General features: G+C 68.0%; 27 protein-coding genes and 1 pseudogene. 18 read left to right on the forward strand and 10 right to left on the reverse strand.

The annotated features are described in order from the left end of the window. Positions 1 to 26 precede the first annotated feature (26 nt). Complete coding sequence (locus tag JWQ81_RS41820; RefSeq protein ID WP_297550862.1) at positions 27 to 776, forward strand: MBL fold metallo-hydrolase; 750 nt, start codon at positions 27 to 29, stop codon at positions 774 to 776. A 64-nt stretch (positions 777 to 840) separates the two neighbouring features. Here JWQ81_RS41820 and map read toward each other — a convergent pair whose 3' ends face one another. The 3 genes from map to JWQ81_RS41835 form a co-directional block, all read right to left on the reverse strand. Further along, positions 841 to 1,614: a type I methionyl aminopeptidase gene (gene map / locus JWQ81_RS41825; RefSeq protein WP_297550864.1), complete on the reverse strand. Its 774-nt coding sequence runs from the start codon at positions 1,612 to 1,614 to the stop codon at positions 841 to 843. Positions 1,615 to 1,688: 74 nt separating this feature from the next. Further along, positions 1,689 to 1,865 (reverse strand): DUF397 domain-containing protein, encoded by a 177-nt coding sequence (locus tag JWQ81_RS41830; protein WP_297550866.1) that lies wholly within the window; start codon positions 1,863 to 1,865, stop codon positions 1,689 to 1,691. Beyond that, entirely contained in the window at positions 1,862 to 2,548 is a 687-nt protein-coding gene (locus JWQ81_RS41835) for a DUF5753 domain-containing protein (protein WP_297550868.1), read from the reverse strand. Before JWQ81_RS41835 ends, JWQ81_RS41830 begins: the two co-directional genes overlap by 4 nt. Before the next feature lie 58 nt (positions 2,549 to 2,606). Here JWQ81_RS41835 and JWQ81_RS41840 point away from each other — a divergent pair, with 58 nt between their 5' ends. Further along, complete coding sequence (locus JWQ81_RS41840; RefSeq protein ID WP_297550870.1) at positions 2,607 to 3,074, forward strand: hypothetical protein; 468 nt, start codon at positions 2,607 to 2,609, stop codon at positions 3,072 to 3,074. A gap of 1 nt (position 3,075) precedes the next feature. On the opposite strand, the gene JWQ81_RS41845 is transcribed toward JWQ81_RS41840, so the two are convergent. From JWQ81_RS41845 to JWQ81_RS41865, 5 genes are all read right to left on the reverse strand, one after another. Next, positions 3,076 to 3,489 (reverse strand): helix-turn-helix transcriptional regulator, encoded by a 414-nt coding sequence (locus JWQ81_RS41845; RefSeq protein WP_297550872.1) that lies wholly within the window; start codon positions 3,487 to 3,489, stop codon positions 3,076 to 3,078. A 91-nt stretch (positions 3,490 to 3,580) separates the two neighbouring features. Continuing rightward, on the reverse strand, positions 3,581 to 4,054 hold the full coding sequence (locus JWQ81_RS41850; protein ID WP_297550874.1) for a CoA-binding protein: 474 nt from the start codon (positions 4,052 to 4,054) through the stop codon (positions 3,581 to 3,583). Beyond that, positions 4,051 to 5,340, reverse strand: coding sequence for an O-acetylhomoserine aminocarboxypropyltransferase/cysteine synthase family protein (locus JWQ81_RS41855; RefSeq protein WP_297550876.1), 1,290 nt, complete (start codon positions 5,338 to 5,340; stop codon positions 4,051 to 4,053). Before JWQ81_RS41855 ends, JWQ81_RS41850 begins: the two co-directional genes overlap by 4 nt. A gap of 106 nt (positions 5,341 to 5,446) precedes the next feature. Continuing rightward, positions 5,447 to 6,055 (reverse strand): (2Fe-2S)-binding protein, encoded by a 609-nt coding sequence (locus JWQ81_RS41860; protein WP_297550878.1) that lies wholly within the window; start codon positions 6,053 to 6,055, stop codon positions 5,447 to 5,449. Next, positions 6,052 to 6,921: a putative RNA methyltransferase gene (locus tag JWQ81_RS41865; RefSeq protein WP_297550880.1), complete on the reverse strand. Its 870-nt coding sequence runs from the start codon at positions 6,919 to 6,921 to the stop codon at positions 6,052 to 6,054. Before JWQ81_RS41865 ends, JWQ81_RS41860 begins: the two co-directional genes overlap by 4 nt. Positions 6,922 to 7,093: 172 nt before the next feature. Between JWQ81_RS41865 and JWQ81_RS41870 the strand changes: the two genes are divergently transcribed. Genes JWQ81_RS41870 through JWQ81_RS41890 form a run of 5 tightly spaced genes read left to right on the forward strand, consistent with a single transcriptional unit; the run spans position 7,094 to position 12,482 of the window. Continuing rightward, positions 7,094 to 8,482 (forward strand): ammonium transporter, encoded by a 1,389-nt coding sequence (locus JWQ81_RS41870; RefSeq protein ID WP_297550881.1) that lies wholly within the window; start codon positions 7,094 to 7,096, stop codon positions 8,480 to 8,482. After that, positions 8,479 to 8,817, forward strand: coding sequence for a P-II family nitrogen regulator (locus JWQ81_RS41875; RefSeq protein ID WP_297550883.1), 339 nt, complete (start codon positions 8,479 to 8,481; stop codon positions 8,815 to 8,817). Before JWQ81_RS41870 ends, JWQ81_RS41875 begins: the two co-directional genes overlap by 4 nt. A gap of 16 nt (positions 8,818 to 8,833) precedes the next feature. Then, positions 8,834 to 11,146 carry a [protein-PII] uridylyltransferase gene (locus JWQ81_RS41880; protein WP_297550885.1) on the forward strand — a complete coding sequence of 771 codons (2,313 nt, stop codon included), beginning with the start codon at positions 8,834 to 8,836 and terminating at the stop codon, positions 11,144 to 11,146. Positions 11,147 to 11,196: 50 nt separating this feature from the next. Next, a complete protein-coding gene (locus JWQ81_RS41885) occupies positions 11,197 to 11,550 on the forward strand; it encodes a hypothetical protein (protein ID WP_297550887.1) in 354 nt (117 codons plus the stop codon). Between the two features lie 50 nt (positions 11,551 to 11,600). Beyond that, positions 11,601 to 12,482 carry a Ku protein gene (locus JWQ81_RS41890; RefSeq protein ID WP_297550889.1) on the forward strand — a complete coding sequence of 294 codons (882 nt, stop codon included), beginning with the start codon at positions 11,601 to 11,603 and terminating at the stop codon, positions 12,480 to 12,482. A gap of 202 nt (positions 12,483 to 12,684) precedes the next feature. Here JWQ81_RS41890 and JWQ81_RS41895 read toward each other — a convergent pair whose 3' ends face one another. Beyond that, on the reverse strand, positions 12,685 to 13,146 hold the full coding sequence (locus JWQ81_RS41895; protein ID WP_297550891.1) for a hypothetical protein: 462 nt from the start codon (positions 13,144 to 13,146) through the stop codon (positions 12,685 to 12,687). Positions 13,147 to 13,386: 240 nt separating this feature from the next. Further along, a pseudogene (locus tag JWQ81_RS41900) lies at positions 13,387 to 13,681 on the reverse strand (ATP-binding cassette domain-containing protein); the annotation flags it as partial. Between the two features lie 228 nt (positions 13,682 to 13,909). Between JWQ81_RS41900 and ffh the strand changes: the two are divergent. From ffh to lepB, 11 genes are all read left to right on the forward strand, one after another. Further along, complete coding sequence (ffh, locus tag JWQ81_RS41905) at positions 13,910 to 15,457, forward strand: signal recognition particle protein (protein WP_297550893.1); 1,548 nt, start codon at positions 13,910 to 13,912, stop codon at positions 15,455 to 15,457. A gap of 4 nt (positions 15,458 to 15,461) precedes the next feature. Beyond that, a complete protein-coding gene (locus tag JWQ81_RS41910) occupies positions 15,462 to 16,535 on the forward strand; it encodes an amidohydrolase family protein (protein ID WP_297550895.1) in 1,074 nt (357 codons plus the stop codon). A gap of 53 nt (positions 16,536 to 16,588) precedes the next feature. Next, positions 16,589 to 17,095, forward strand: a complete 507-nt coding sequence (locus tag JWQ81_RS41915) for a MarR family transcriptional regulator (protein ID WP_297550897.1) — start codon at positions 16,589 to 16,591, stop codon at positions 17,093 to 17,095. Beyond that, entirely contained in the window at positions 17,092 to 18,225 is a 1,134-nt protein-coding gene (locus JWQ81_RS41920) for a cytochrome P450 (RefSeq protein ID WP_297550899.1), read from the forward strand. Before JWQ81_RS41915 ends, JWQ81_RS41920 begins: the two co-directional genes overlap by 4 nt. Positions 18,226 to 18,332: 107 nt before the next feature. Beyond that, positions 18,333 to 19,091 carry a type II CAAX endopeptidase family protein gene (locus JWQ81_RS41925; RefSeq protein WP_297551066.1) on the forward strand — a complete coding sequence of 253 codons (759 nt, stop codon included), beginning with the start codon at positions 18,333 to 18,335 and terminating at the stop codon, positions 19,089 to 19,091. 186 nt (positions 19,092 to 19,277) lie between these two features. Beyond that, complete coding sequence (gene rpsP, locus JWQ81_RS41930; protein ID WP_297550901.1) at positions 19,278 to 19,727, forward strand: 30S ribosomal protein S16; 450 nt, start codon at positions 19,278 to 19,280, stop codon at positions 19,725 to 19,727. Continuing rightward, positions 19,724 to 19,963 (forward strand): RNA-binding protein, encoded by a 240-nt coding sequence (locus JWQ81_RS41935; protein WP_297550903.1) that lies wholly within the window; start codon positions 19,724 to 19,726, stop codon positions 19,961 to 19,963. The genes rpsP and JWQ81_RS41935 overlap by 4 nt, the downstream gene beginning before the upstream one ends. 22 nt (positions 19,964 to 19,985) lie before the next feature. Next, entirely contained in the window at positions 19,986 to 20,501 is a 516-nt protein-coding gene (rimM, locus tag JWQ81_RS41940; RefSeq protein ID WP_297550905.1) for a ribosome maturation factor RimM, read from the forward strand. A gap of 43 nt (positions 20,502 to 20,544) precedes the next feature. Continuing rightward, the gene (gene trmD / locus JWQ81_RS41945) at positions 20,545 to 21,291 is read left to right on the forward strand and encodes a tRNA (guanosine(37)-N1)-methyltransferase TrmD (protein WP_297550907.1); all 747 of its coding nucleotides are present in this window, start codon (positions 20,545 to 20,547) and stop codon (positions 21,289 to 21,291) included. A gap of 175 nt (positions 21,292 to 21,466) precedes the next feature. After that, on the forward strand, positions 21,467 to 21,835 hold the full coding sequence (rplS, locus tag JWQ81_RS41950) for a 50S ribosomal protein L19 (RefSeq protein ID WP_297550909.1): 369 nt from the start codon (positions 21,467 to 21,469) through the stop codon (positions 21,833 to 21,835). 31 nt (positions 21,836 to 21,866) lie between these two features. Continuing rightward, the gene (gene lepB, locus JWQ81_RS41955; protein WP_297550911.1) at positions 21,867 to 22,829 is read left to right on the forward strand and encodes a signal peptidase I; all 963 of its coding nucleotides are present in this window, start codon (positions 21,867 to 21,869) and stop codon (positions 22,827 to 22,829) included. Positions 22,830 to 22,863 lie beyond the last annotated feature (34 nt).

Genomic DNA, 22,863 nt, shown 5'->3' on the forward strand with positions numbered 1-22,863 from the left:
GGGGGCGTGCGGAGGTTGGTGTTGGTATGGCTGAACCTCTGCGCGTCACCTTTGTCGGCGGCCCGACCGCGATACTCGAGATCGGTGGCCTGCGGCTGCTGACCGACCCCACGTTCAGCGCGGTCGGGTCTCACGGTCCGCGCGGGCTCACCAAGACCGAGGAGCCGGGGGTGGCGCGGCAGGCCGTCGGCCGGATCGATGCCGTCCTGCTCTCGCACGACGAGCACGCCGACAACCTCGACCCGGGTGGCCGTGAGCTGCTGGCAGAGGTGCCGTTGACGTTGACGACTCCTGGCGGTGCGAGCCGTCTCGGCGGCACCGCGCAGGGCCTCGAACCGTGGGAGCAGGTGCGCGTGGGCGAGCTGCTGATCACCGCGACGCCCGCGCTGCACGGCCCGGAGGGGTGTGAGCCGATTACCGGCGTGGTGACCGGGTTCCTCGTCCAAGGTGACGGTGCGACCGTCTACGTCAGCGGTGACAACGCTTCGCTCGACCTGGTCCGGTCGATCGCCGAGCGAACCGGGCCGATCGACGTCGCGCTCCTGTTCGCCGGAGCCGCCCGGACCTCCCTGTTCGACGGCGCGCCACTGACCTTGACCAGCGCCGATGCGGCCGAGGCGACCCGGATCCTGGGCGTTCGGCAGACCGTCGCGCTGCACACGCGTGGCTGGGCGCACTTCAGCGAGGGCCCGGACGTCGTCCGCAAGGCGTTCGCCGACGCCGGTCTCATCGACCGCCTCCGCCTGCTCAACCCCGGCGAGACCGCGGAGCTCTAAGCATCCTGGTTGGTGCAGGACGTGAAGGCCACCTTCACGGCGGATTGCGCAATGAAGGTGGCCTTCACGTCTGGTTCCGAGCCGTCAGCACGAGAGGCTCGCCGTCGGTGATGGCGATGGTGTGTTCGCTGTGTGCGGTGCGAGATCCATCGGCGGAGCGGAGGGTCCAGCCGTCGGGGTCGAAGATGATTTTATCGGTGGTGCGGGCGATCCAGGGTTCGAGCGCGAGCGTCAGCCCGGGCTTCAGCTTGAGCCCGCGTCCCGCGCGTCCGATGTTGGAGACGTGGGGGTCTTCGTGCATGGTGCGGCCGAGGCCGTGGCCACCGAACTCCGTGTTGACCGAGTACCCGTAGCCGGTGACCACGGCGCCGATCGCCGCGGAGATGTCGCCCAGGCGATTGCCGCCCAGCGCGGCGGCGATGCCTGCCTCCAACGCGCGCTCGGTGGCTTCGATGAGGTGCTTGTCCTCGTCACGCGCGACGCCGACGATCACACTTCGCGCAGAATCGGCGACCCATCCGTCGATCGACACCGCAATGTCCAGGCTCAGCAGGTCCCCGTCACGCAGCACGTAGTCGTGCGGAAGACCGTGCAGCACCGCGTCGTTGACCGACAGGCAGATGACGTTGCGGAACGGCCCCCGCCCGAACGACGGCGCGTAGTCCCAGTAGCACGACTCAGCGCCGCGCTCCTTGATCAGCTCGCGGGCTCGTTGTTCGAGATCGAGCAAGTTGACCCCCGGCTGGGCCCGCTGGGTGAGGTTGTCGAGCAGGCCCGAGATGAAGGCGCCCGTGACGCCCATCGCCGCGATCTCCCGCGGGGTCTTCAGTTCCAGCACCGGTGGTTCCTCCTGATGAGTCGATATGCGGTATTATAATACCACTATCGTGGGTCGGTGCTGGTAGGGGTGAGCTAGCGGGGGATGCTCAGACCCGCGAGGAACGTCCGCCACGAAGCCGGGCCGAAGGTCAGCGAGCCCGAGGCGCGGTCCTTGGTGTCCCGCACGTGCACGTCCGCAGGCGCCTTCGCAACCTCGACGCACTCACCTTGGTCGGCGCTGTAGCTGCTCTTCCTCCAGGTGAACGTCATTCTGGTCCTCTCCGTTGGCGTACAGCTCGGTCGCCAGGGTGGCTATCAGCTGCCTCGCTCTCCAGATAGACGATCGGGTCGAAATCGTCGAACTCCATCAGCGTGAATGAGCCCGCCATCCCTGCGTGGGCGCCGATCTCACAGGGGATAACCCGCAACTCGAGGCCCGAGCGTACCGACAGCCGCAGCAAGTGGTGAAGTTGATCGGACATCACTGCCGAGCTGCCAACAGGAAGCTTGAGCACTGATTCGTGAAGGTAGTAGGTGAAGATCGGGCGGCGAGAACGATTGAGGATGTCCTGTCTGGTTATGCGCGCATGCACGAGGACTTCGACCTCGTTGGCAGGTATGGTCGCGCTACGGCTGAGCATCGCGCGTATGTAGTTCTCGGTCTGCAGCATTCCGGGCAGTAGAGCCAGTTGGAAGTTGCGGATCCCAGTTGCTTTGTTTTCGTGGTCTACGTATGTCTTGAGCTGTGCTGGCAGTCGGGAGCCGTATTGCTGTGCCAGCCTTGGGTGCCGAGTTCGCGGCAGAGCTTCGTCAGGCGCTCGCGTTCCGCGCGTTCGACGTGGCAGGTGGCCAAGACCGTCACGACGTCCAGCTCGCTGCCCCCGCGTTTTCCGCTCAGCAGATGGGAAACACGGGAAGTCCCCCGAACAGGCGCGGTGGTGGCCCCGGGCCACCAGTCTTGGTTGGGGATGACTTCGGAGTGTCTATCGTCTTGCGTCTAGAGTTTTCGCCGTGATGGCGAAGAAGAGAACTCCTTCGATACGAACAGGTCCATCCTCAAACGACGCGCACGAGATCGTCTACTTCAAACGTCATCCCATGGACGACCCGACTGAGACCAAGCCGGCCCGTGATTTTCTCCGAAACGTCTGTCCCGGAACCGTTCGCGTGAAGATGCAAGCGGTACTGGCCGCTGTTGCCGCAGCGCCTCCCAAGCGTTTCGCCGGCGGCGGACGTTGGGAGGCGATGCATGGCATCATGACGGGCTGGTTCGAAGTGCGCTGCGATGGTCCAGGCAGGCATCACTACCGGCTGTTTTGCTTGCTGGATTACGACGCTCACGGTGTCGACAAACCGCTACTTGTGGTTGTTGATGGCCGAGACAAGCCGTTTAGGACAGAGCTGAAAGACAGTGACTACGCAGCTGTACGCGCGCTCGGTGGCGAGTACCGACTTCGCAATCCTCGATCCTTCGCGTGATCTACGCGCTCTCTGCGTACTTCCGCTTGTCGAGGATGCTCCGCGCAAGCTTCTCGGGGTCGTCCGTGGTCCCGGTCCTCAACGCCGTCGTTACGGTGGCGTGCTCCTCGGACGGCAGCGGTTCAAGAGTGATGCGCATACCCAGCGCTGCCGCAACCTCGGCGAGGGTTCCAATGGTGGGGTTCCGCTGGCCTGGCGACGACAGGAGCCGGCGCACGACCGAGGGAGTCTCGCTGATCGACCGGGCCAGCTCCGCTTTGGTCAAGTCGTCCGCCTGCCGGGCCTCATCCAGGCTGTTGATCAGGCGGTCGATGGTCTCGATGCGCACGCTCTCGACGACGTAAGCCCGCAGAAGCTCAGGGTCGCGCAGGTCGTCGACAAGGTCGTCCCAAAACTGGGAACGGGGAGACGTCATGATGGAAGCACCTCCAGCAGTGTGACATATATGCTACGCACCCCGGTTCATGATCGCAACCAGCAGGCATCTGGTGAACCGAAATCCGCTGCTAGGGCGTCGACTGGCGACGGGAGCTGATGACGCCGGTGTTGAAGCCGGCGACGTGGAGTCCGCCGGCGAAGCGGGCGTGCTCGATCTTCACGCAGCGGTTCATCACGACGTCGAGCCCGGCTTCCTTCGCACGCTTCGCGACAGGTTCGTGCCAGAGGCCGAGTTGCAGCCACAGCGTCCTCGCACCGGCGGCGATGACGTCCTCCGCTACGCCGGGGAGATCGTCGTGCTTGCGGAAGACGCTCACGAGATCGACGTCCGGGACGTCCGCGAGCGACGCGTACACCGGGTGGCCCAGCAACGTTTTCAGTCGCGGGTTCACGAAGTTGACTTGGTACTTGCTCGACGACAGCAGATACGTGGCGACGAAGTAGCTCGGCCGTGCCGGGTTGTCCGACGCCCCGACGATCGTCACGGATTTGGTGCGGGTAAGGATCCGCAGGCGTTCTGGTGCGGTGACTTCGAGGTTCACTTGGCCACCGCCTTGTCGAGTGCCTGGTCGATGTCCCACAGGATGTCTTCGACGTCTTCGAGCCCGACGGACAGCCGGATCAGGTCCGGCCCGACCCCGCCGGCCACCAGTTGCTCCTCGGAAAGCTGCTGGTGCGTGGTCGATGCCGGGTGGATGACGAGCGTCCGCGCGTCGCCGACGTTGGCCAGATGCGACAGCAACTCCACGGAGTCGACGAACTTCTCGCCTGCCGCGCGTCCGCCGTTGACACCGAAGGCGAACACCGCGCCCGGACCCGCTGGCAGGTACCGCTTCGCGCGTTCGTGGTGGGGGTGGCCGGGAAGGCCCGCGTAGTTGACCCACGCGACGCGCGGATCGGCTTCGAGGTACTCCGCGACGGCTTTGGCGTTGGCCACATGGGCGTCCATCCGCTGCGGGAGCGTCTCGACACCTTGCAGCAGAAGGAAAGCGGAGTGCGGCGCGAGGACAGCGCCGATGTCGCGGAGCTGCTCGGCACGCAGGCGTGTGCAGAACGCGTACTCGCCGAAGTTTTCCCAGTACTTGAGGCCGCCGTAACTCTCCACGACCTCGGTCATTCGGGGGAACTTTCCGTTGCCCCAGTTGAATTTCCCGCTTTCGACGACGATGCCGCCCAACGTCGTGCCGTGGCCGCCGAGAAACTTCGTCGCGGAGTGGAGCACGATGTCGGCGCCGAACTCGATCGGACGGCACAGGTACGGTGTCGCGAGCGTCGCGTCGACGACGAGCGGCAGGTCGTGCGCGTGCGCGAGGTCGGCCAACCCGGCGAGGTCGGCGATCGTGCCGCTCGGGTTGCCGATGACCTCGGTGTAGATCAGACGGGTCTGGTCGGTGATCGCGGCCGCGTAGTCGTCCAGCGAGTCACCGGGGACGAACGTCGTACTGACGCCGAAGCGCTTCAACGTGCCGGACAGCTGGGTGATCGTGCCGCCGTAGAGCCCGCTGGCCGCGACGATGTGCTCACCCGCTTCGGCGAGCGCGGAGAAGGTAAGGAACTCCGCCGCCTGGCCGCTGCTGGTCGCGACGCCGCCGATAGCGCCTTCGAGGCTCGCCAGTCGCTCCTCGAACGCCGCGACCGTCGGGTTGCCGATGCGGCTGTAGACGTTGCCGTATTTCTGCAGCGCGAAGAGGTTCGCCGCGTCGGCCGCGTTCTCGAAGACGAAACTGCTGGTCTGGTAGATCGGGACGGCCCGCGCGCCGGTGGCCTGGTCGGGCGTGCCGCCCGCGTGCAGGGCCCGGGTGCGGAACCCGAATGTGCGCTCACTCATGGTGCGCCCACGCTACCCACGACCCGGCCCCCCTGCCATCGCTCCCGCCAGCTGGTCCCGCCCCAATGCCCCTCGCAACTCGACGGCGAGTTGCGGGGCTCTGGGGTTAGCCGAAGGCGGCGTGGAGGCGGCGGGAGCGTTCGGCGGGGGTTTGCCGGGGGCAGCTGGTGCACTTGCCGCTGTTGGCCTCGTAGATCAGGCAGCACGACGATCGCCGGACGACCGGGTTCACGCCGACGCGCACGAAGCGCGGGGTCGGCATCCCCAGGCCCATGGCGCTGACCAGCGGTTCCGCGAGCGACATCGCGCGCTCGACGTCGTTCGTCCACAGCAGCCGGTTGCCGATGGAGTCAGTGGTGATGGCCCCCAGCGCGCGCTCGTGGGCGCCCGACGCGGCCGCGATCGTGCGGACGACCGGCCCGATGGCCGCGCCGAGCGCCGGCCCCAGCTCTCCGTCCAACACCCGCGACGAGCTCGCTGAGGTGAACCGGCCGTCCGACGTCAGGTCGAGGGTGACGGCGTCGAGTGCCGGATCCAGCGCGACCCCGGTGTTGACCAGCGCCTCGATCATCGGCCCGACCAGCACCGACGACAGCGAGTACCACCAGATCGTGCCGAGCACCTCGCGTCGCGCGCGTCCGTACACCCGCGTCGCGCCGTCGACCTGGGAACGCACCCAGTCGACGTCGGTGAGCTTGCTGCCGGGGACGTTCACCGCGGCGCCGGCCTGTAGACGGACACGGTGAACGAGGTCGTCACGGCCACCGGCTCGACTATCCGAGCCAACAGCCCCTGCCTGTCCTCCCGGTGCAGGTGGTGCGCGCTCGGTCCCATGCGCACGACCTGCCGCACCTGCTCGGGCGTCATCGACACCTCGCGGGTGACGTCCTGGCGCCCTTCCAACTCGAAGAACGCGGACAGCGTCGCGTCCAACCGCTCTTCCTTGCGGTCGTCGACCTTCACCATGTCGACCAGCGCGGCGAGCTCGCTCAGGTGGGCGGGGTTGGGCGTGGCCACGACGAGCGCGCCGTCGTCGCGCAGCACCCGCCGGAACTCGGCGCCGTTGCGCGGCGCGAAGACGTTGAGCACGACGGACGCGGATACGGACTTCACCGGCCAAGGCTCCCAGAGGTTCCAAACCGCCGCTCCGAGTCGAGGGTGCGCACGAGCCGCTCGCCGCAACGCCACCGCCGACACGTCGAGTGCGAGCCCGGTCGCTTCGGGCGCGGCGTCGAGTGCGCGAGCCAGGTAGTAGCCGGTCCCGGCGCCCGCGTCGACGACCAGACCGTCGCCGGCGAACGGCATCACGGAGCGTGCTATTTCGGTCGCCAAAGGTGTGTACAAGCCACCGTCGAGGAACTCGACCCGGGCGGCGACCATGTCCGGTGTGTCAGCGGTCCCGGCCGGGGTCTTCGCGTGGAGCAAGTTCACGTAACCGTGGCGGGCCAGGTCGAACGAGTGGCCGTTTTCGCAACGCACCGTGCGATCGACTAGGTCGACCGGGTTACTGCAGACGGAGCAGCGCAGTGCGTCGACGACCGATGGTGGCAGTGAGTGTTTGCCCGAGTCGGTCGAGGTCATGTCGCTATTCGACCATGACGTTTCGTGAACGGACACTGCGACCTGGGTATTGGGAAACCTGGTCGTAACAACTCGGCACCGACAGTTCACCTGGGTGAAACCTGGCACGCCGCCCGGTGAAACACCCCGAGCCAAAACTGCCCGCCAGTACTTCATCGCACAGGAGGACAATGTGCTGAACGCAGGAGACACTGCCTGGGTATTGGCCAGCGCGGCGCTGGTCATGCTCATGACACCGGGATTGGCGTTCTTCTACGGCGGAATGGTCCGTGCGAAGAGCGTCCTCAACATGTTGATGATGAACTTCATCTCCCTCGCCGTCGTCGGCGTGCTCTGGATCCTCTACGGGTTCAGCATGGCCTTCGGCAACGACGCCTTCGGCGGCTTCGTGGGTAACTTCAGCGAAGCCGGGATGTCCAACACCGTGGGCAAACTGGCCGGCTTCGCCACGGCGGCGGTGGGCAACGCGCCCGCTGTCGACTGGCCGGGCGCGGACGCTCTTCCCGTGCTCGCGTTCGTCATGTTCCAGCTGATGTTCGCGATCATCACCCCCGCCCTGATCTCCGGCGCGATCGCAGACCGCGCCAAGTTCTGGGGCTGGACGCTGTTCGTGGCCATCTGGGTCACCGTCGTCTACTTCCCGGTCGCGCACTGGGTGTTCTCGTTCAACGGCTTCCTGGGCAAGGACGCGGTCGGCGGCTGGATCGCGAACAACCTCAAGGCGCTCGACTTCGCCGGTGGTACCGCGGTCCACATCAACGCCGGTGCCGCGGGTCTGGCACTGGCGATCGTGCTCGGCAAACGCAGGGGCTGGCCCAAGGACACGGGGCGGCCGCACAACGTGCCGTTCGTGCTGCTCGGCGCGAGTCTGCTGTGGTTCGGCTGGTACGGCTTCAACTCCGGCTCGGCGCTGGGCGCGAGCGACCTCGCCGCGGTGGCGTTCACCAACACCACCGTCGCCACGGCGGCAGCCGTCCTCGGCTGGTTGGTCGTGGAACAGCTGAAGTTCGGCAAACCGACGACACTCGGCGCGGCGTCCGGCGCGGTTGCCGGGCTCGTCGCGATCACCCCGGCCTGCGGGTACGTGAGCCCGATGGCGTCGATCGTGATCGGTGTCGTGGCCGGCGCGGTGTGCGCACTGGCGGTCAGCCTCAAGTACCGGTTCGGCTTCGACGACTCGCTCGACGTCGTCGGTGTTCACCTGGTCGGCGGCATCATCGGCACCCTGCTGATCGGCTTCTTCGCCACCACCTCGGTCAACTCGACGGGCGCGAACGGGTTGTTCTACGGCGGCGGGTGGTCGCAACTGGTGAAACAGGCGGCCGCGGCGGGTTCGGTTCTGGTGTACTCGTTCGTGTTGACCTTCATCATCGGTTGGGTCATCAAGAAGGCAGGCGGCTTCCGAGTGAGCGCGGAGGCCGAAGTCAGTGGTATCGATGAAGCCGAACACGCGGAAAGCGCCTACGACTTCACCGGTGCGGCGGGCGGTCACGGTCTGCCGTCCACCATCCCGGTCCGGTCGGCCGAAGGCACGGGCAACCTCGAGGGGAGCAAGGCATGAAGCTGATCACCGCCATCGTCAAACCGTTCACCTTGGACGACATCCGAACCGCCCTCGAGCAGCTCGGTGTCCTCGGTATGACGGTCAGCGAGGTTCAGGGATTCGGCAGGCAGAAGGGCCACACCGAGGTCTACCGGGGTGCTGAGTACTCCGTCGACTTCGTGGCCAAACTGCGGGTCGAGGTCGTCACCGACGACCTGAACGTGGAGAAGGTGCTCGACGCGATCATCACCGCCGCCCACACCGGCAAGATCGGTGACGGGAAGATCTGGGTGACCGCGGTGGACACCGTGATCAGAGTCCGTACCGGCGAACGCGGTACGGACGCGCTGTAGACCGGGCGGGGGTCCAGTGGTAGCGGGGGAGTTGGTCAAGGCGACCGAAAGGTTGCTGGAAGGCCGGCATGGGAGGCTCGGCGCCGCGGCTTTGCGCGCGGCGCTGGTCGACCTGTACGAGTTCTGGCTCAGCAAGGCCGCCACGGCGGCCGGCGTGGACACCGCTGAACCCGGTGTCGCGCTGGTCGCCGTCGGCGGTCTCGGCCGTCGTGAGCTCGTGCCGTTTTCTGATCTCGACCTGATCCTCGTGCACAACGGGAACCCCGAGGTCGGGGCGATCGCCGACGCGCTGTGGTATCCGCTGTGGGACGCGCGCGTCGGTCTCGACCATTCCGTGCGGACCCCGGGCGAGGCGGTCCAGGTCGCGTCCGAGGATCTGCGGACCGCGATCGGCCTCCTCGACGCCCGTCACTTGGCGGGCGACGTGGAACTGACCGGGAGGCTGGCTTCGGCGGCGAAGGAGCAATGGCGACGTACCGCGCGAAAGCGCTTGCCGGAGCTCGCGGATTCGGTCCACAAACGCTGGCAGCGCAGCGGTGAGATCGCCCAGTCCGCCGAGCCGGATCTCAAGTACGGCAAGGGCGGGCTGCGCGACGCCGGGGTGCTGGAGGCACTCGCGGTGGCCCAGTTGACCGACCGCCCCGGTGAGGAGCTGATCGCGGCGAAGTCGCTGTTGCTCGACGTCCGCACCGAAATGCGCCGGGAGCTGCGGCGCGATCGGGACGTTCTCGGGGCGGCAGAGTCGGACCTGGTTGCCTCGGAACTCGGCCTGGGTGACCGCTTCAGCCTGGCACGTAAGCTTTCCAGCGCTGGACGTTCGATCGCCTACGCCGTCGACGTGGCATTGCGGGCGACTCCGGAGCCCTCGCGGTCCCGCTTCGGGCGTCGCCCTGCCCGGACGCCGCTGGCTGAAGGTGTCGTCTTGCACGGCAACGAGGTCGCGCTGGCCAGAGACGCGATCCCCGCGAAGGATCCCGCGCTGCTGCTGCGGGTCGCCGCCGCGTCGGCGCGCACCGGGAAGCCGATCTCGCACGGCACGCTGCGCACGCTTGCCGACTCCGCGCCGGAACTCCGCGCGCCTTGGCCCGCGGACGCCCGTGACGCGCTTACCGAGCTGCTCGGCGCGGGCGAGGGACTCGTCGACGCCGTGGAAGCGCTCGACCGCACAGGTCTGTGGGCGCGGCTGTTCCCTGAGTGGGGCGCGGTGCGGGACCTACCGCCGCGCTCGCCCGTGCACGCCTGGACAGTCGATCGCCATCTGGTGCGGACCTGTGTCGAGGCGGCCAAGCTGACGACCACCGTGTCGCGGCCTGACCTGCTGCTGGTGGGCGCGCTGCTGCACGACATCGGCAAGGGCCGGGACGTCGATCATTCCGAACTCGGCGCGGCGATCTCCGCGCAGGTCGCGGCCAGGCTCGGCCTGGCCAAAGCCGACGTCGCGCTGGTGTCGGCGATGGTCCGGCACCATCTGCTGCTCCCGCACACCGCGACCAGGCGGGACATCAGCGACCCCGCGACCGTACTGCGGGTGGCCAAGACGCTCGACGACGACGGCGTCCTGTTGGAACTGCTGCACGCGCTGACCACGGCCGATTCGCTCGCCACCGGGCCGGGAGTGTGGACCGAGTGGAAGGCGGGCCTGCTCGCCAACCTGGTGTCACGGTGCGCGGAAGTCATGCAGGGCAAGGGTTTCACCGCTCCCGAACCGTTGACAGAAGAGCAGCGCGAGCTGGTCTCGACGGCCGTGCGCACCGGCCGCGGCGAGGTGCTGATCAGCGCCGAGGGCAAAGTGCTGACGGTCGTGCTGGCGGTGCCGGCGCGCTCCGAGCTGCTCGCGCCTGCCGCGGGTGTCCTCGCGCTGCATTCGCTCGAGGTGCATACGGCCGTCCTGCGCGGCCACGACGGCGGCCGGGCCGGTGTGTTCACGGCGTCGCCGAAGTTCGGCTCGCCGCCCGATGCGACGTTGTTGCGAGAGCAGTTCTCGCGGGCCGTCGCCGGCGCCATGCCGCTCACCCAGCAGATCGCCGCCAAGGAACGCGACTACGAGGCGCCCGGCGCCGAGCCCGCGCCGCCGAAGGTGCTCTGGTTCGACGACGAGACGAGTGGTTCGGACACCGTGGTGCTCGAACTGCGAGCCTCGGACCGCATCGGCCTGCTGTTCCGCGTCGCGGGTGCCCTGCGCCGCTGCGAGGCCGAAGTGCGGTGGGCGAAGGTCGCGACGCTCGGCGGCGCGGTAGTCGACTCGTTCGCGGTGGCGCCCCGGTCGGGCAAGCTGGACCAGGCCTGGCGGGAAGCCGTCGAAGCCGCCGTTCTCACTGCCGCTTCTTGACCCGGGGTGTCGCACCGGCGTCGCGAGGGAGCGGTGGCAGTATCTTGCGGATGCTGCCCGTCACGGTTGTCGCCGCCCACCTGCGCACGTGCGCGGTGGAGCTGGCGGCCGCCGCGGAGGACGGTTCGCCGTGGGGTACCGCGGAGGACTTCGCCGCGGTCGTGGGCGACCTGCTGGCCGGGCAGCGTGCCGTTGCCCGTGCGCTTGACGCGCTAGCCGACCGTGTTCGTGCTGGTCAGGACGCCGGGGCGTTGGCGGAGGTGTCGCCGGTCGAGCTTCAGGTGACCACCGAGGTACTCCAAGCGGCGGCCACGGCGGTGGTCTGCTCGGCGGACGCGCTCGAAGAATCCGTTCCCTCGATCGAACGTATGGTCGAATCGATACCGGAAAATACCCATTTGTAGCTACGTAGCCCGACGGTGCCTGGATACGCTGGTGAAAACCGGAGGTGACCATGCGTGCGGTATGGAAAGGCACAATCGGCTACGGGGCTTTCGCGATCCCGGTGAAGGCGTACAGCGCCACCGAGGAAAGCGGCGTGAGCCTGCGTCAGCACCACCGGCACGACGGCGGGCGCATCAAGTACCGGCGGGTGTGTGAGGTCGACGACGCCGAGGTACCGGCCACCGAGATCGTCAAGGGCTACGAGATGCCCGGCGGGGACGTCGTCCTGCTGACCGAGGAGGACGTCGCCACGTTGCCGCTGTCCACCGCGCACCACATCGACGTGCGCGGGTTCGCCCCGCTGGAGCAGATCGACCCGATCTACTTCGCCAGAAGTTATTACCTGGAGCCGGAACCGGCGGGCACGAAGCCGTATGTCCTGTTCAGTGAGGCCTTGCAGCAGTCGGGCCGCATCGCGGTGGTGAAGGTGGCGCTGCGTCAACGCGAGACCCTCGGCGCGCTGCGCGTGCGCGACCAGGTGATCGTGCTGGAGACCATGCTGTGGGCGGACGAGATCCGCACGCCGGACTTCCCGTTCCTGCACGAGGACGTCGATGTCCGGCTGGGGGAGCTGCGCGCGGCCGTCACGATGATCGAGCACCTCGCCGGGGATTTCGAGCCCGAGCGGTATTCCGATCACTATCGGGAAGCCCTCGAAGCGTTGATCCAGGCCAAGATCGACGGCAGCGAGGTCGTCCAGCCGACGGCCGCGGCGCAGGACGCGGGTGTCGCCGAACTCCTCGCCGCCCTTCAGCAAGGCGTGGCGGAGCTACCGGAACAGGCGGGCGCCGACGCCGTCGGCAAAGCACGGCAAGCGGCGCGGAAGGCCGCCGGATCGTCCGCCGCCGCCCGCCGATCCGCCGCGAAAGCCAGTACCCCCGCCAAGTCCTAGAAGACGCCTAGTCCTCGGCGAGCGGATCATCAGCTCAGCCGCCAGCCGCAACAGTTCGCGTTCGGTCTCGCTGAACTTCTCTGTCATTGCGGCAGCTCCTCCATCGTCGCGAGTACGCGCGTGAGGGATTGCGGCTGGGTCCGCTCGGCCTCCGGAGGTCGGCATCGGCGTCAGTCTGCATGGGAGCGGACTAGGTCCTCGCTCAGCGAGCCGCTGGTGCCTGGCCCTGCGGCGCGCTCGCGGTCTGCGGGAGTGCGGCCAGCAACTGGTCGAACTCGCCGCGCCAGTAGCGGTGCACGTTGAGGCGCTTGGGCTTCGAGTGGCCGGCGAAATGCAGGTGCATCTTGCTCCACACCTTCGCCCGCTTGACGTCGGAGATCGGCGTCGCGTGCCGCGGGAACACCGTGACGATCTCACCGGGCCGGTTGGTGAAGCGGTTGGCCGAGATCACCACGACGGACGTGTTGGTGACAGCGATGAAGTAGAACTGCCTGCTCAACGCGACCGCCAGGCCGAGCAGCGGGATCTCGTCGAACACGGCGCCGAGCCACGGGCTCGGACCGGTCTCGCAGTGCACGCAGGCGAGGAAGGTCTCGCCGGGAGGCGCCATCGCCTCGAGCTTCTTGATAACCTGAGCTTTTTGTTTCGCGCGCCGAATAGCCATGTGTCCACCCCAGAGTATTTCGTCCCCATCGCGTGAGTCGCGAAGAAATCGGCAAAGGCTAACACCCGGTCCCAGCCGGTCGAGGCCGAGTTATACAACGGAAACTCGTTCCCTTTCCGGTTATTCGGCAACGGAACGCAAAGTGCGTGAACGCTGACTTTCCGTCGATCGACCCGGTCCATCGAGGCATTGACGAGTCGGCACCACGATCTGGTCCGCGTGTTCCACTGCGGACAATCAGTGCGCGATGGTGATGCTGGTGCGGTCGGTGAAGAGCCGGTCCAGCTCGGCCTGGACGGATCGTTCGGTCCGCTCGATCTCTTCGTCGAGGGAGCGCGACGATCCCGTCGTTGAGGTCGGCGCCGTCCACGCACACCCTGCCCTCGGTCGGTTCGTAGAGCCGGGCCACGAGGTGCGCCAGCGTCGTTTTGCCCGAGCCTGTGGACCCGACCAGCGCTGTCGTCGTCCCGGCGGGTACTTCGAGGTCGATCGCGCTCAGGGTGTCCGGGCTGTCGTCTTCGTAGCGGAACGAGACCGACACCCGCAGCTCGTTTCATCACCTGCTGGCCGATCGTGTTGGACAGGCTGGTGGTCGCCACGCTCAGCCCGTGATGCGCCGCAAGGGCACCCGGTCGTCGCGGTCCTGGTCCGGTTCGGCGAGCACCGCGCGGTCCCCTCGCCGGAACGACTACCCTCGGGGGGTGCCGGCCCACCTCGACCGAGGGCAGGCACGCAACGACGACCAGCTGGAGCGTGCACACCCGTGTTCGACACCCTCTCCGATCGGCTTACTTCCGCCCTTCAGACACTGACGCGCAAGGGCAGGCTGTCCGACGCGGACATCGACGCGACCGCGCGCGAAATTCGCATCGCGCTGTTGGAAGCCGACGTCGCCCTGGTGGTGGTCAAGGAGTTCATCGCCCGCGTCAAGGAACGCGCGAAGGGCGCCGAGGTCTCCGGCGCGCTCAACCCCGCGCAGCAGGTCATCAAGATCGTCAACGAGGAGCTCGTCACCATCCTCGGCGGGGAGACGCGGCGGCTTAACCTGGCGAAGAACCCGCCGACGGTCATCATGCTCGCGGGTCTCCAAGGCGCCGGTAAGACGACGCTCGCCGGCAAGCTCGCACTGTGGCTCAAGGGCCAAGGGCACGCGCCGCTGCTCGTGGCTTGCGACCTCCAGCGCCCCAACGCCGTCAACCAGCTGCAGATCGTCGGCCAGCGCGCCGGCGTCACCACGTTCGCGCCGGAGCCCGGCAACGGCGTCGGCGACCCGGTCGATGTGGCCCGCCGCGCCATCGAGGAAGCCAAGCACGCGCAGCACGACGTAGTGATTGTCGACACCGCGGGCCGCCTCGGTGTCGACGAGGAGCTGATGCGGCAGGCCGCGAACATCCGCGACGCCGTCCAGCCCGACGAGACGCTGTTCGTCGTCGACGCGATGATCGGGCAGGACGCGGTCACCACCGCCGAGGCGTTCCGTGACGGGGTCGGCTTCACCGGCGTCGTGCTGACCAAGCTCGACGGTGACGCCCGCGGTGGTGCGGCGCTGTCGGTCCGGCAGGTCACCGGCCAGCCGATCATGTTCGCCTCGACCGGTGAGAAGCTCGACGAGTTCGACATCTTCCACCCGGACCGGATGGCGAGCCGGATTCTCGGCATGGGCGACATGCTCAGCATGATCGAGAGCGCCGAGAAGGTCTTCGACCAGGACCAGGCCGAGAAGGCCGCGGCGAAGCTGACCAGCGGCCAGTTGACCCTGGAGGACTTCCTCGAGCAGATGCTCGCGGTTCGCAAGATGGGCCCGATCGGCAACCTGCTCGGCATGCTCCCCGGCGCCGGCCAGATGAAGGACCAGCTCGCCCAGGTCGACGACTCGCACCTGGACCGGCTGCAGGCGATCATCCGCGGCATGACCCCGGCCGAGCGCGAAGACCCGAAGATCATCAACGCGTCGCGCAGGCTGCGGATCGCGAAAGGGTCCGGTGTCGCGGTCCGCGAGGTCAACGACCTGGTCAACCGCTTCTACGACGCCCGCAAGATGATGCAGCAGATGGCCGGCCGGTTCGGCTTCGGCGCCGGTGGCGGCGGGAGCAAGACGCGCAAGGGCAAGAAGGGGAAGAAGGGCAAGGGGCGCGGCCCCACCCAGCCCAAGGTCCGCGGTGGCTTCCCCGGCGGCATGCCGATGCTGCCCCCCGGCGGGATGCCCCAGATGCCCACCGGCGGCGCGATGCCCGATCTGTCGCAGCTCGGCGGCATGAACGACGTCCCGGGCTTCGACCCGTCGAAGTTCAAGCTGCCCAAGAGCAAGTAGTTCCGTGGTCCTCCACCTGCGCGGGGTCGTGCTGCCCGGCGAGGAAAGCCGTGACCTGTGGATCTCCGAAGGCCGGATCGGGTTCGAACCCGTGTCCGGCGCCGAGACCGTGGTCGACGGCGGCTACCTCGTGCCGGGGCTGGTCGACGCGCACTGCCATCCCGGGATCGGTGTCGGCGGTCCCACCACCCTGGAGGAGGCCGTCAAGCAGGCGGAAGTCTCCCGGGATTCGGGCACGCTGCTGATCCGGGACTGCGGGGTGCCGATCGACATCCGGCCGCTGCAGCAGCGCGGCGACCTGCCGAGGATCATCCGCGCGGGCCGGCATCTGGCGCTGAGCAGGCGATACATCCCCGGCCTCGGGATCGAGCTCGAAGACCCGGAGCAGCTGCCCGACGCCGTCGCCGTGCAGGCGGCCGAGGGCGACGGCTGGGTGAAGCTGGTCGGCGACTGGATCGATCGGTCAGCAGGCGACCTCGCGCCGTTGTGGCCGGACGACGTCCTCGTCGAAGCGATCTCTGTCGCCCATGAGGCGGGCGCGAGAGTCACCGCGCATGTCTTCGGCGAGTCCGCGTTGCCAGGTCTGATCGACGCCGGTATCGACTGCCTCGAGCACGGCACCGGGCTCGGCTCGGATCAGCTCGCCGAGCTGGCACGCGGCCGGGTCGCGCTCGTGCCGACGTTGATCAACATCGAGAACTTTCCCGGTATAGCCGAGAAAGCCACCAAGTTCCCGACCTACGCGGCGCATATGCGGGCGTTGCACGCCGGGGTCGGGCCGATGGTCGCGGCGGCGATCGAGGCCGGGGTCGAGGTCTACGCCGGAACCGACGCGGGCGGACTCGTCGAACACGGCCGGATCGTCGACGAGATCGAAGCCCTGCACGCCGCCGGCATGACACGGACGCAAGCGCTGGGCTCAGCCTCGTGGGCCGCGCGCGAGTGGCTCGGCCACCCCGGGATCGTCGAAGGCGCCCCGGCCGACCTGCTGGTCTACGCCACCGACCCGCGAGAGGACCTCGGTGTCCTGCGCCATCCGTCCCACCTCATCCTGCGCGGCGAACTCCTGCCCCGCTGACTGCCTGTTCGATTTCACCTCAGATCCATCGTTTCAGATGTATCGTTAACGATGTGAAGACGAGCGAGCTCTACCTTCTGGGCAGGCACCTCACCGAGCTGGCCCGCCGGGGCATGGCCGACGCGGCCGATCCCGATACCCCGGAGGTCGACGCCGTCATCATCTCGGTGCTGGTCGAGGCCCGGGGCATGTCGATCAGCGACGTCACCCGGCGCACCGGGTTCGCCCAAAGCCACGTCTCGACGTCGGTGGCGAGGATGCGTGAGAAGGGTTACCTGCTCGCCGAGGTCGATCCCGCCGACCGGCGCCGCACGCTGATCCGTCCGATCGACGCCGTCTACGCCGCCGTGGCGCACCGCCAGCAGCGCGATGTCGAGCAGGTGCTCGCCGCGACGCTCGCCGAGGCCGGTGTCGACCCGGAGGTCGTGCCGGAGACCGCGGCGAGGCTCGCGGCTGCCGCGGACGAGCTTTACACCCTGCTGACCGCGCGTGCTCTCGGGCAGCACGGCGACGGTGTCCTGCCCCTGCACTCACTGACCGAACGATGGGAGAAGTCATGAGCTCCGCGCAGAAAACCGACGTCTACCCCTTTGTCCAGCAAGACCCGATGGAGTACTCGGCCGAGTTCGCCCGCCGACGCGTCGAGGAGCCGGTGAGCCGTGTCGAACTGGCGAGCGGGGAGACCGCGTGGCTACTCACTCGGTACGCGGACATCCGCGCAGTCCTCTCCGACGACCGGTTCCAGCCATGGGTGCCCGGCATGTCTGCCGACGACGGCTACGGGATGATCTTCACCATGTCCGGCCCCGGGCATGCGAGGCTGCGGAGGCTGGCCGCCCGCGCTCTCACGCCGCGACGCGTCGGGCTGCTGGAGCCGCGCATTCGCCGCCATGCGGACGACCTGGTCGCGAAGCTGGTCGCCAAGGGGCCTGGAGCTGATCTCCTCGAGAACCTTGCGCTGCCGCTCGCAATGAGCGCGCTGGGTGAGCTTCTCGGTGTCCCGGCAGGGGAGTGGGACCGCCTCGGGAACTGGGCGGGCGGGCTGTCCGAGGTCATCTCCGCGTCGACGGCCACCGAGATGGCCGAGCTCGGCGCCAAGCTCGGCGGGTACGTCGTAAGTCTCATCGAGGCCAAGCGCGCCGAACCCGGGGAAGACCTGCTCAGCGAGCTGATCGCTGTCGAGGACCAAGGGGATCGCCTGGAAGACGGCGAACTGACGAGCCTGGTCTTCGCGTTCTTCCTCGCCGGATACCTGCCCCCGGCCAACGCACTGGCGTCGGGTGTCCTCCAGCTGCTCCGCGAGGGTCGTCTCCGTGCGTCGGAGGCGGTTCCCGACGTCGTGGAGGAGCTCTTGGCGGCTGACCAGAGCTCGGCGACGGACCAGTCCAGGGTTGCCACTGAGGACGTCGAGGTCGGCGGGGCGCCGATCCGGGCCGGGGAGTTCGTCCTCGCCCCGCTTCGCGCCGCGAACCAAGACCCGGCCCGCGGCGAAGGCCCGCACCTGACCTTCGGCCACGGGCCGCACCGCTGCCTGGGCGCGGCGCTGGCGCGGATGGAGCTGACCTCGGGTCTCGGGGCGCTGCTCGCCGGACCGGGTGAATTCTCACTGGCGGTCCCGTGGGCAGACCTCGGGTGGCGGCCGCTGTTCCTGACTCTGCAGGGCCCGACAGCGGTCCCGCTCACTTGGTGACCCTCCGGAAACGCGGATAGGCTCCTTCACTACCGCGTAACTCACGGAGGATCGGCGTGACCGTATCTCAACCCAGGGAGCCGATCCCCGGCGTCGAACCCGGGCCGCTGGTGGGTCTCGAGCCGACGTCGGTGGCCACGGCCTCGACCTTGCCCTCGCATCGGTGGGGGTTCGGCGCGTTTCTCCTGGTCGAGGCCATCCTGCTGGCCTCAGCGGTGTTCGTCGTGGCCCTGCTCGGCCCGGCGCCGGCGGGCCAGCCGATCCCGGTCCGCGATGTCCTGGTCGGCACCATGGCGCCGACGATGGTCGCCGCGCTCGTGGCGCTGCTGATCACGAAGGTGCGGGGCAACGGCCCGGTCGTCGACCTCCGGCTCCAATGGCGCTGGGACGACGTCAAGGTCGGGCTGAAATTCGGGGTACTGGGCCTGGTCGTGACCACGATCGGCGCGTACGTCTGGACGAACGTGGTGGGCGCCGCCGATTCGAACTCGGCGATCAGCTCGCTGGTCGAGGACCAGAAGATGTCCGTGGCGGCGGCGATCGCGATGTTCGCCTACCTGTGGCTGCTCGGCCCGATCTGCGAGGAGATCATCTATCGCGGGCTGCTGTGGGGCGCGGTCGAGCGGCTGCAGTGGGGTGAGGACAAGTGGGGGCGCCTCGCGGCCTTCATGCTGTCCACGGCGGTGTTCGCGGCCAGCCACCTGGAGCCGCTGCGCACGACCCTGTTGCTGGTCATCTCGGTGCCGATCGGGCTCGCCAGGCTGCGGACCGGGCGGTTGCTCGGCAGCGTTGTGGCCCACCAGATGAACAACTTCCTGCCGGCGGTGGCCATCCTGCTGACTTCGGTCGGCGTGGCGTCCTACTAGCGTCCTTCCGGCCCGACCGGGGCCGAGCCAGGGGCGTCTGGCAGAATGTGCGCTTGACTGCGTCGGCCGGACCCTCTCACCGCGCCGATGCTTGCGAACCTGACCTCTGGACGCCTGCATCCGATGCCCCACTCGGATCGCGCGCGGCCGATCCTGCACCGAGAGAACTGAGGAGTACCCACACCCGTGGCCGTCAAGATCAAGCTCCAGCGCCTTGGCAAGATCCGTGCGCCGTACTACCGGATCATCGTGGCCGATGCGCGCACCCGTCGGGATGGCAAGGCCATCGAGACGATCGGCAAGTACCACCCGAAGGAAGAGCCGAGCTTCATCGAGGTCGACTCCGACCGCGCGCAGCACTGGCTCTCCGTCGGCGCGCAGCCGACCGAGCCGGTCCAGCGCCTGCTCGAGATCACCGGTGACTGGCAGAAGTTCAAGGGCCTGCCGGGCCAGGAAGGCACGCTCCGCGTCGCCGAGCCGAAGCCGTCCAAGCAGGACCTGTTCAACGCCGCACTGGCCGCCGCCGGTGACTCCGCTTCCTCCGAGGCCACCACGCCGAAGAAGAAGTCCACCCCGAAGAAGGCCGACGCTGACAAGGCGGAGGCCAAGGCCGAGGGCGAGAAGGCCGAGGCGTGACCTTTCTCGCCGACTCCCTTGAACACCTTGTTCGCGGAATCGTCGACAACCCGGACGAGGTGAAGGTGGAGCTCCTGACCACCCGCCGCGGCCGGACCCTCGAGGTGCACGTGCACCCCGACGATCTCGGCAAGGTCATCGGTCGCGGTGGTCGCACCGCGACAGCTCTCCGCACCGTCATGGGCGGTATCGGTGGTCGAGGCGTCCGGGTGGACGTCGTCGATACCGACCGCTGATCCGGGCGAAGAGGCAGAGAACATGGATGTCGTAGTAGGCCGCGTCGCCAAGGCGCACGGGATCACCGGCGAACTCGCCGTGGATATCCGTACCGACTCACCGGACCAGCGGTTCGCCGTGGGCACGGTGCTGGCGACCAGGCTGCGCGACGGCAGCACCAGGGAACTCACCATCGCAGCCGCCCGCTCTCACAGCGGGCGGCTGCTGGTGCGTTTCGGCGAGGTGCTGACCCGGGACGTCGCCGAGACCCTGCGTGGCGCGCTGCTCCTTGCGGACACGGCGAAGCTGCCGCCGCCGGAAGACCCCGAAGAGTTCTACGACCACGAGCTCGAAGGCCTTCGAGCCGAGCTCGCCGATGGCACCGTCATCGGGACGGTCAACGAGGTCCTGCATTCCCCTGGCGGCGAGCTGCTGTCGCTCGACCACGAGGGCCGGACCGTGCTGGTGCCGTTCGTGCACGCCATCGTCCCGGTCGTCGACGTCGCGGGCGGCCGAGTGGTCGTCGATCCGCCCGAGGGTCTGCTCGACGTCGAGTAGGTCCTGCGCGGAACCGGTGACCGACCAAACGATTGGTGATCTGTTGCGGATTGACGTCGTCACGATCTTTCCCGAGTACCTCGACCCGTTGCGGGCCGCGCTGCTCGGGCGCGCGATCGACCGCGGCCTGATCGAGATCGGCGTCCACGATCTGCGGAACTGGACCCACGACGTCCACCGGGCGGTGGACGACGCGCCGTACGGCGGCGGTCCCGGAATGGTGATGAAACCGCAGGTCTGGGGCCCCGCCTTGGACGAGGTCTGCGGTGAAGCTACCCGGCTCGTGGTACCCACGCCGGCTGGTCGGCCGTTCACCCAGGCCATGGCGCACACCTACGCCGCCGAAGAGCACCTGGTGTTCGCGTGCGGCCGGTACGAGGGCATCGACCAGCGCGTCATCGACGACGCCGCGCGCCGGATGCCGGTCGACGAGGTCTCGATCGGCGACTACGTACTGGTCGGCGGCGAGGCCGCGGTGCTGGTCATGGTCGAAGCCGTGGTCCGCCTGTTGCCCGGCGTCCTCGGCAATCCGATCTCCGCTGAGCAGGACTCGTTCTCCGACGGGCTGCTCGAAGGCCCCAGCTACACGCGGCCCGAGGTGTGGCGCGAGCTCGCGGTGCCGGACGTGCTGCGTTCGGGCAACCACGCGCTCGTCAACCGGTGGCGCCGTGACCAGGCCCTCGAACGCACCGTCTCGCGGCGGCCCGAGCTCATCGGCCAACTGCCCGAGGGTAGCCTCGACAAACACGATCGCGGGCTGCTCGAGCGTCTGCGCGAGGAGCCGCAGTAGGCCGGGGTGAGTCACCCGCCCGGCATCTGCAATACTTGACAGGTTGGCGTGAGTGGACAGCGCTGAAAATTGGCCGTCCGCCGCACCTGCCACCAGAGCCCCCGGGTAGATCGCAGTGAAGTGACTGCGCGCCCGGATGTACACAAGCCATACGAATGACGAGGACGGACCACCGATGAACACCCTGGACGCCCTGGACGCGCAGTCGCTGCGTTCCGACATCCCGGACTTTCGCCCGGGCGACACGCTGAAGGTTCACGTCCGCGTCATCGAGGGCAACCGCGAGCGCAACCAGATCTTCCAGGGTGTCGTCATCCGCCGTCAGGGCGGTGGCTTCCGCGAGACCTTCACCGTTCGCAAGGTCTCGTTCAGCGTGGGCGTCGAGCGCACCTTCCCGGTGCACTCGCCGAACATCGCCGAGATCGAGGTCTACAAGCGCGGCGACGTCCGCCGGGCGAAGCTGTACTACCTGCGCGACCTGCGCGGCAAGGCTGCCAAGATCAAGGAACGCCGCGAAGTCCGCGAGACGACGTCCGCTTCCTGAGTAGCCGAGCGGTTACCGGTAGCCTGGCATCGTGGTCGAACCCGTGCCGTTGAACGCTGCTGAGGATGATCCTGAACGTTCGGCCGACGGGGACTCTCCGGAGTCCCCTGACGCCGGTTCGGACTCCCGGTCGCGAGGCAAATCCAGCAAGAAGCGCTCGTTCTGGAAAGAGCTGCCGATCCTGATCGTCGTGGCACTCGTACTGACGATCCTGATCCAGCAATTCCTAGCCAAGGTCTACATGATCCCCTCGGGATCGATGGAGGCCACGCTGCACGGGTGCACCGGCTGCACGGGCGACCGGATCCTGGTCGACCGGATCACCTACGACTTCACCGATCCCTCACCTGGTGACGTTGTGGTCTTCAAGGGCCCGCCCGCGTGGACGCAGAACGAGGCCGTGCCGCCGCCGTCGAGCAATATCGTCGTGCGCGGCCTGCAGGGACTCGGTTCGCTGATCGGGTTCGCCCCGCCGGACGAGCGTGACTTCGTCAAGCGCGTCGTCGCCACCGGCGGCCAGACCGTCCAATGCTGCGATGCCCAGAACAGGGTGATCGTGGACGGCAAGGCGCTCGACGAGCCTTATATCCACTGGGAAGACGGCAGCCCGCACCACCAGCAGCCCTTCGCCCCGGTCAAGGTGCCCGATGGCAAGCTGTGGGTGATGGGTGACAACCGGAACAACTCCGAGGACTCCCGTTACCAGGGCGCCGACGGCGGCACGAGCTCGTCGCCCCCGGCCGGTAACGTCAACGGCGCCATCCCGGTCGACAACGTCATCGGCAAGGCCAGGATCATCGTGCTCCCGCCGAACCGCTGGGGCGGCGTGAGCGACCACGATCCGCAGACGAACGCGCAACCAGTGGCGCTCGGCGCCGCGGCGTGGCAGCAGGGCATCCCCCTTGGTGTCGGCGCGGTCGCCGCGGTTCCGGCGGTCATCCTCGGCCGCAAGCTCAGCGCCGGATTGCGGAAGACGGCCAAGCGGAAGCGTTAGAGCCTTGAGCGTCTTTGTCCCGCCAGGTCCCCTG

It is taken from the genome of Amycolatopsis sp. (assembly GCF_025464955.1).
Classification (GTDB): Bacteria; Actinomycetota; Actinomycetes; order Mycobacteriales; family Pseudonocardiaceae; genus Amycolatopsis.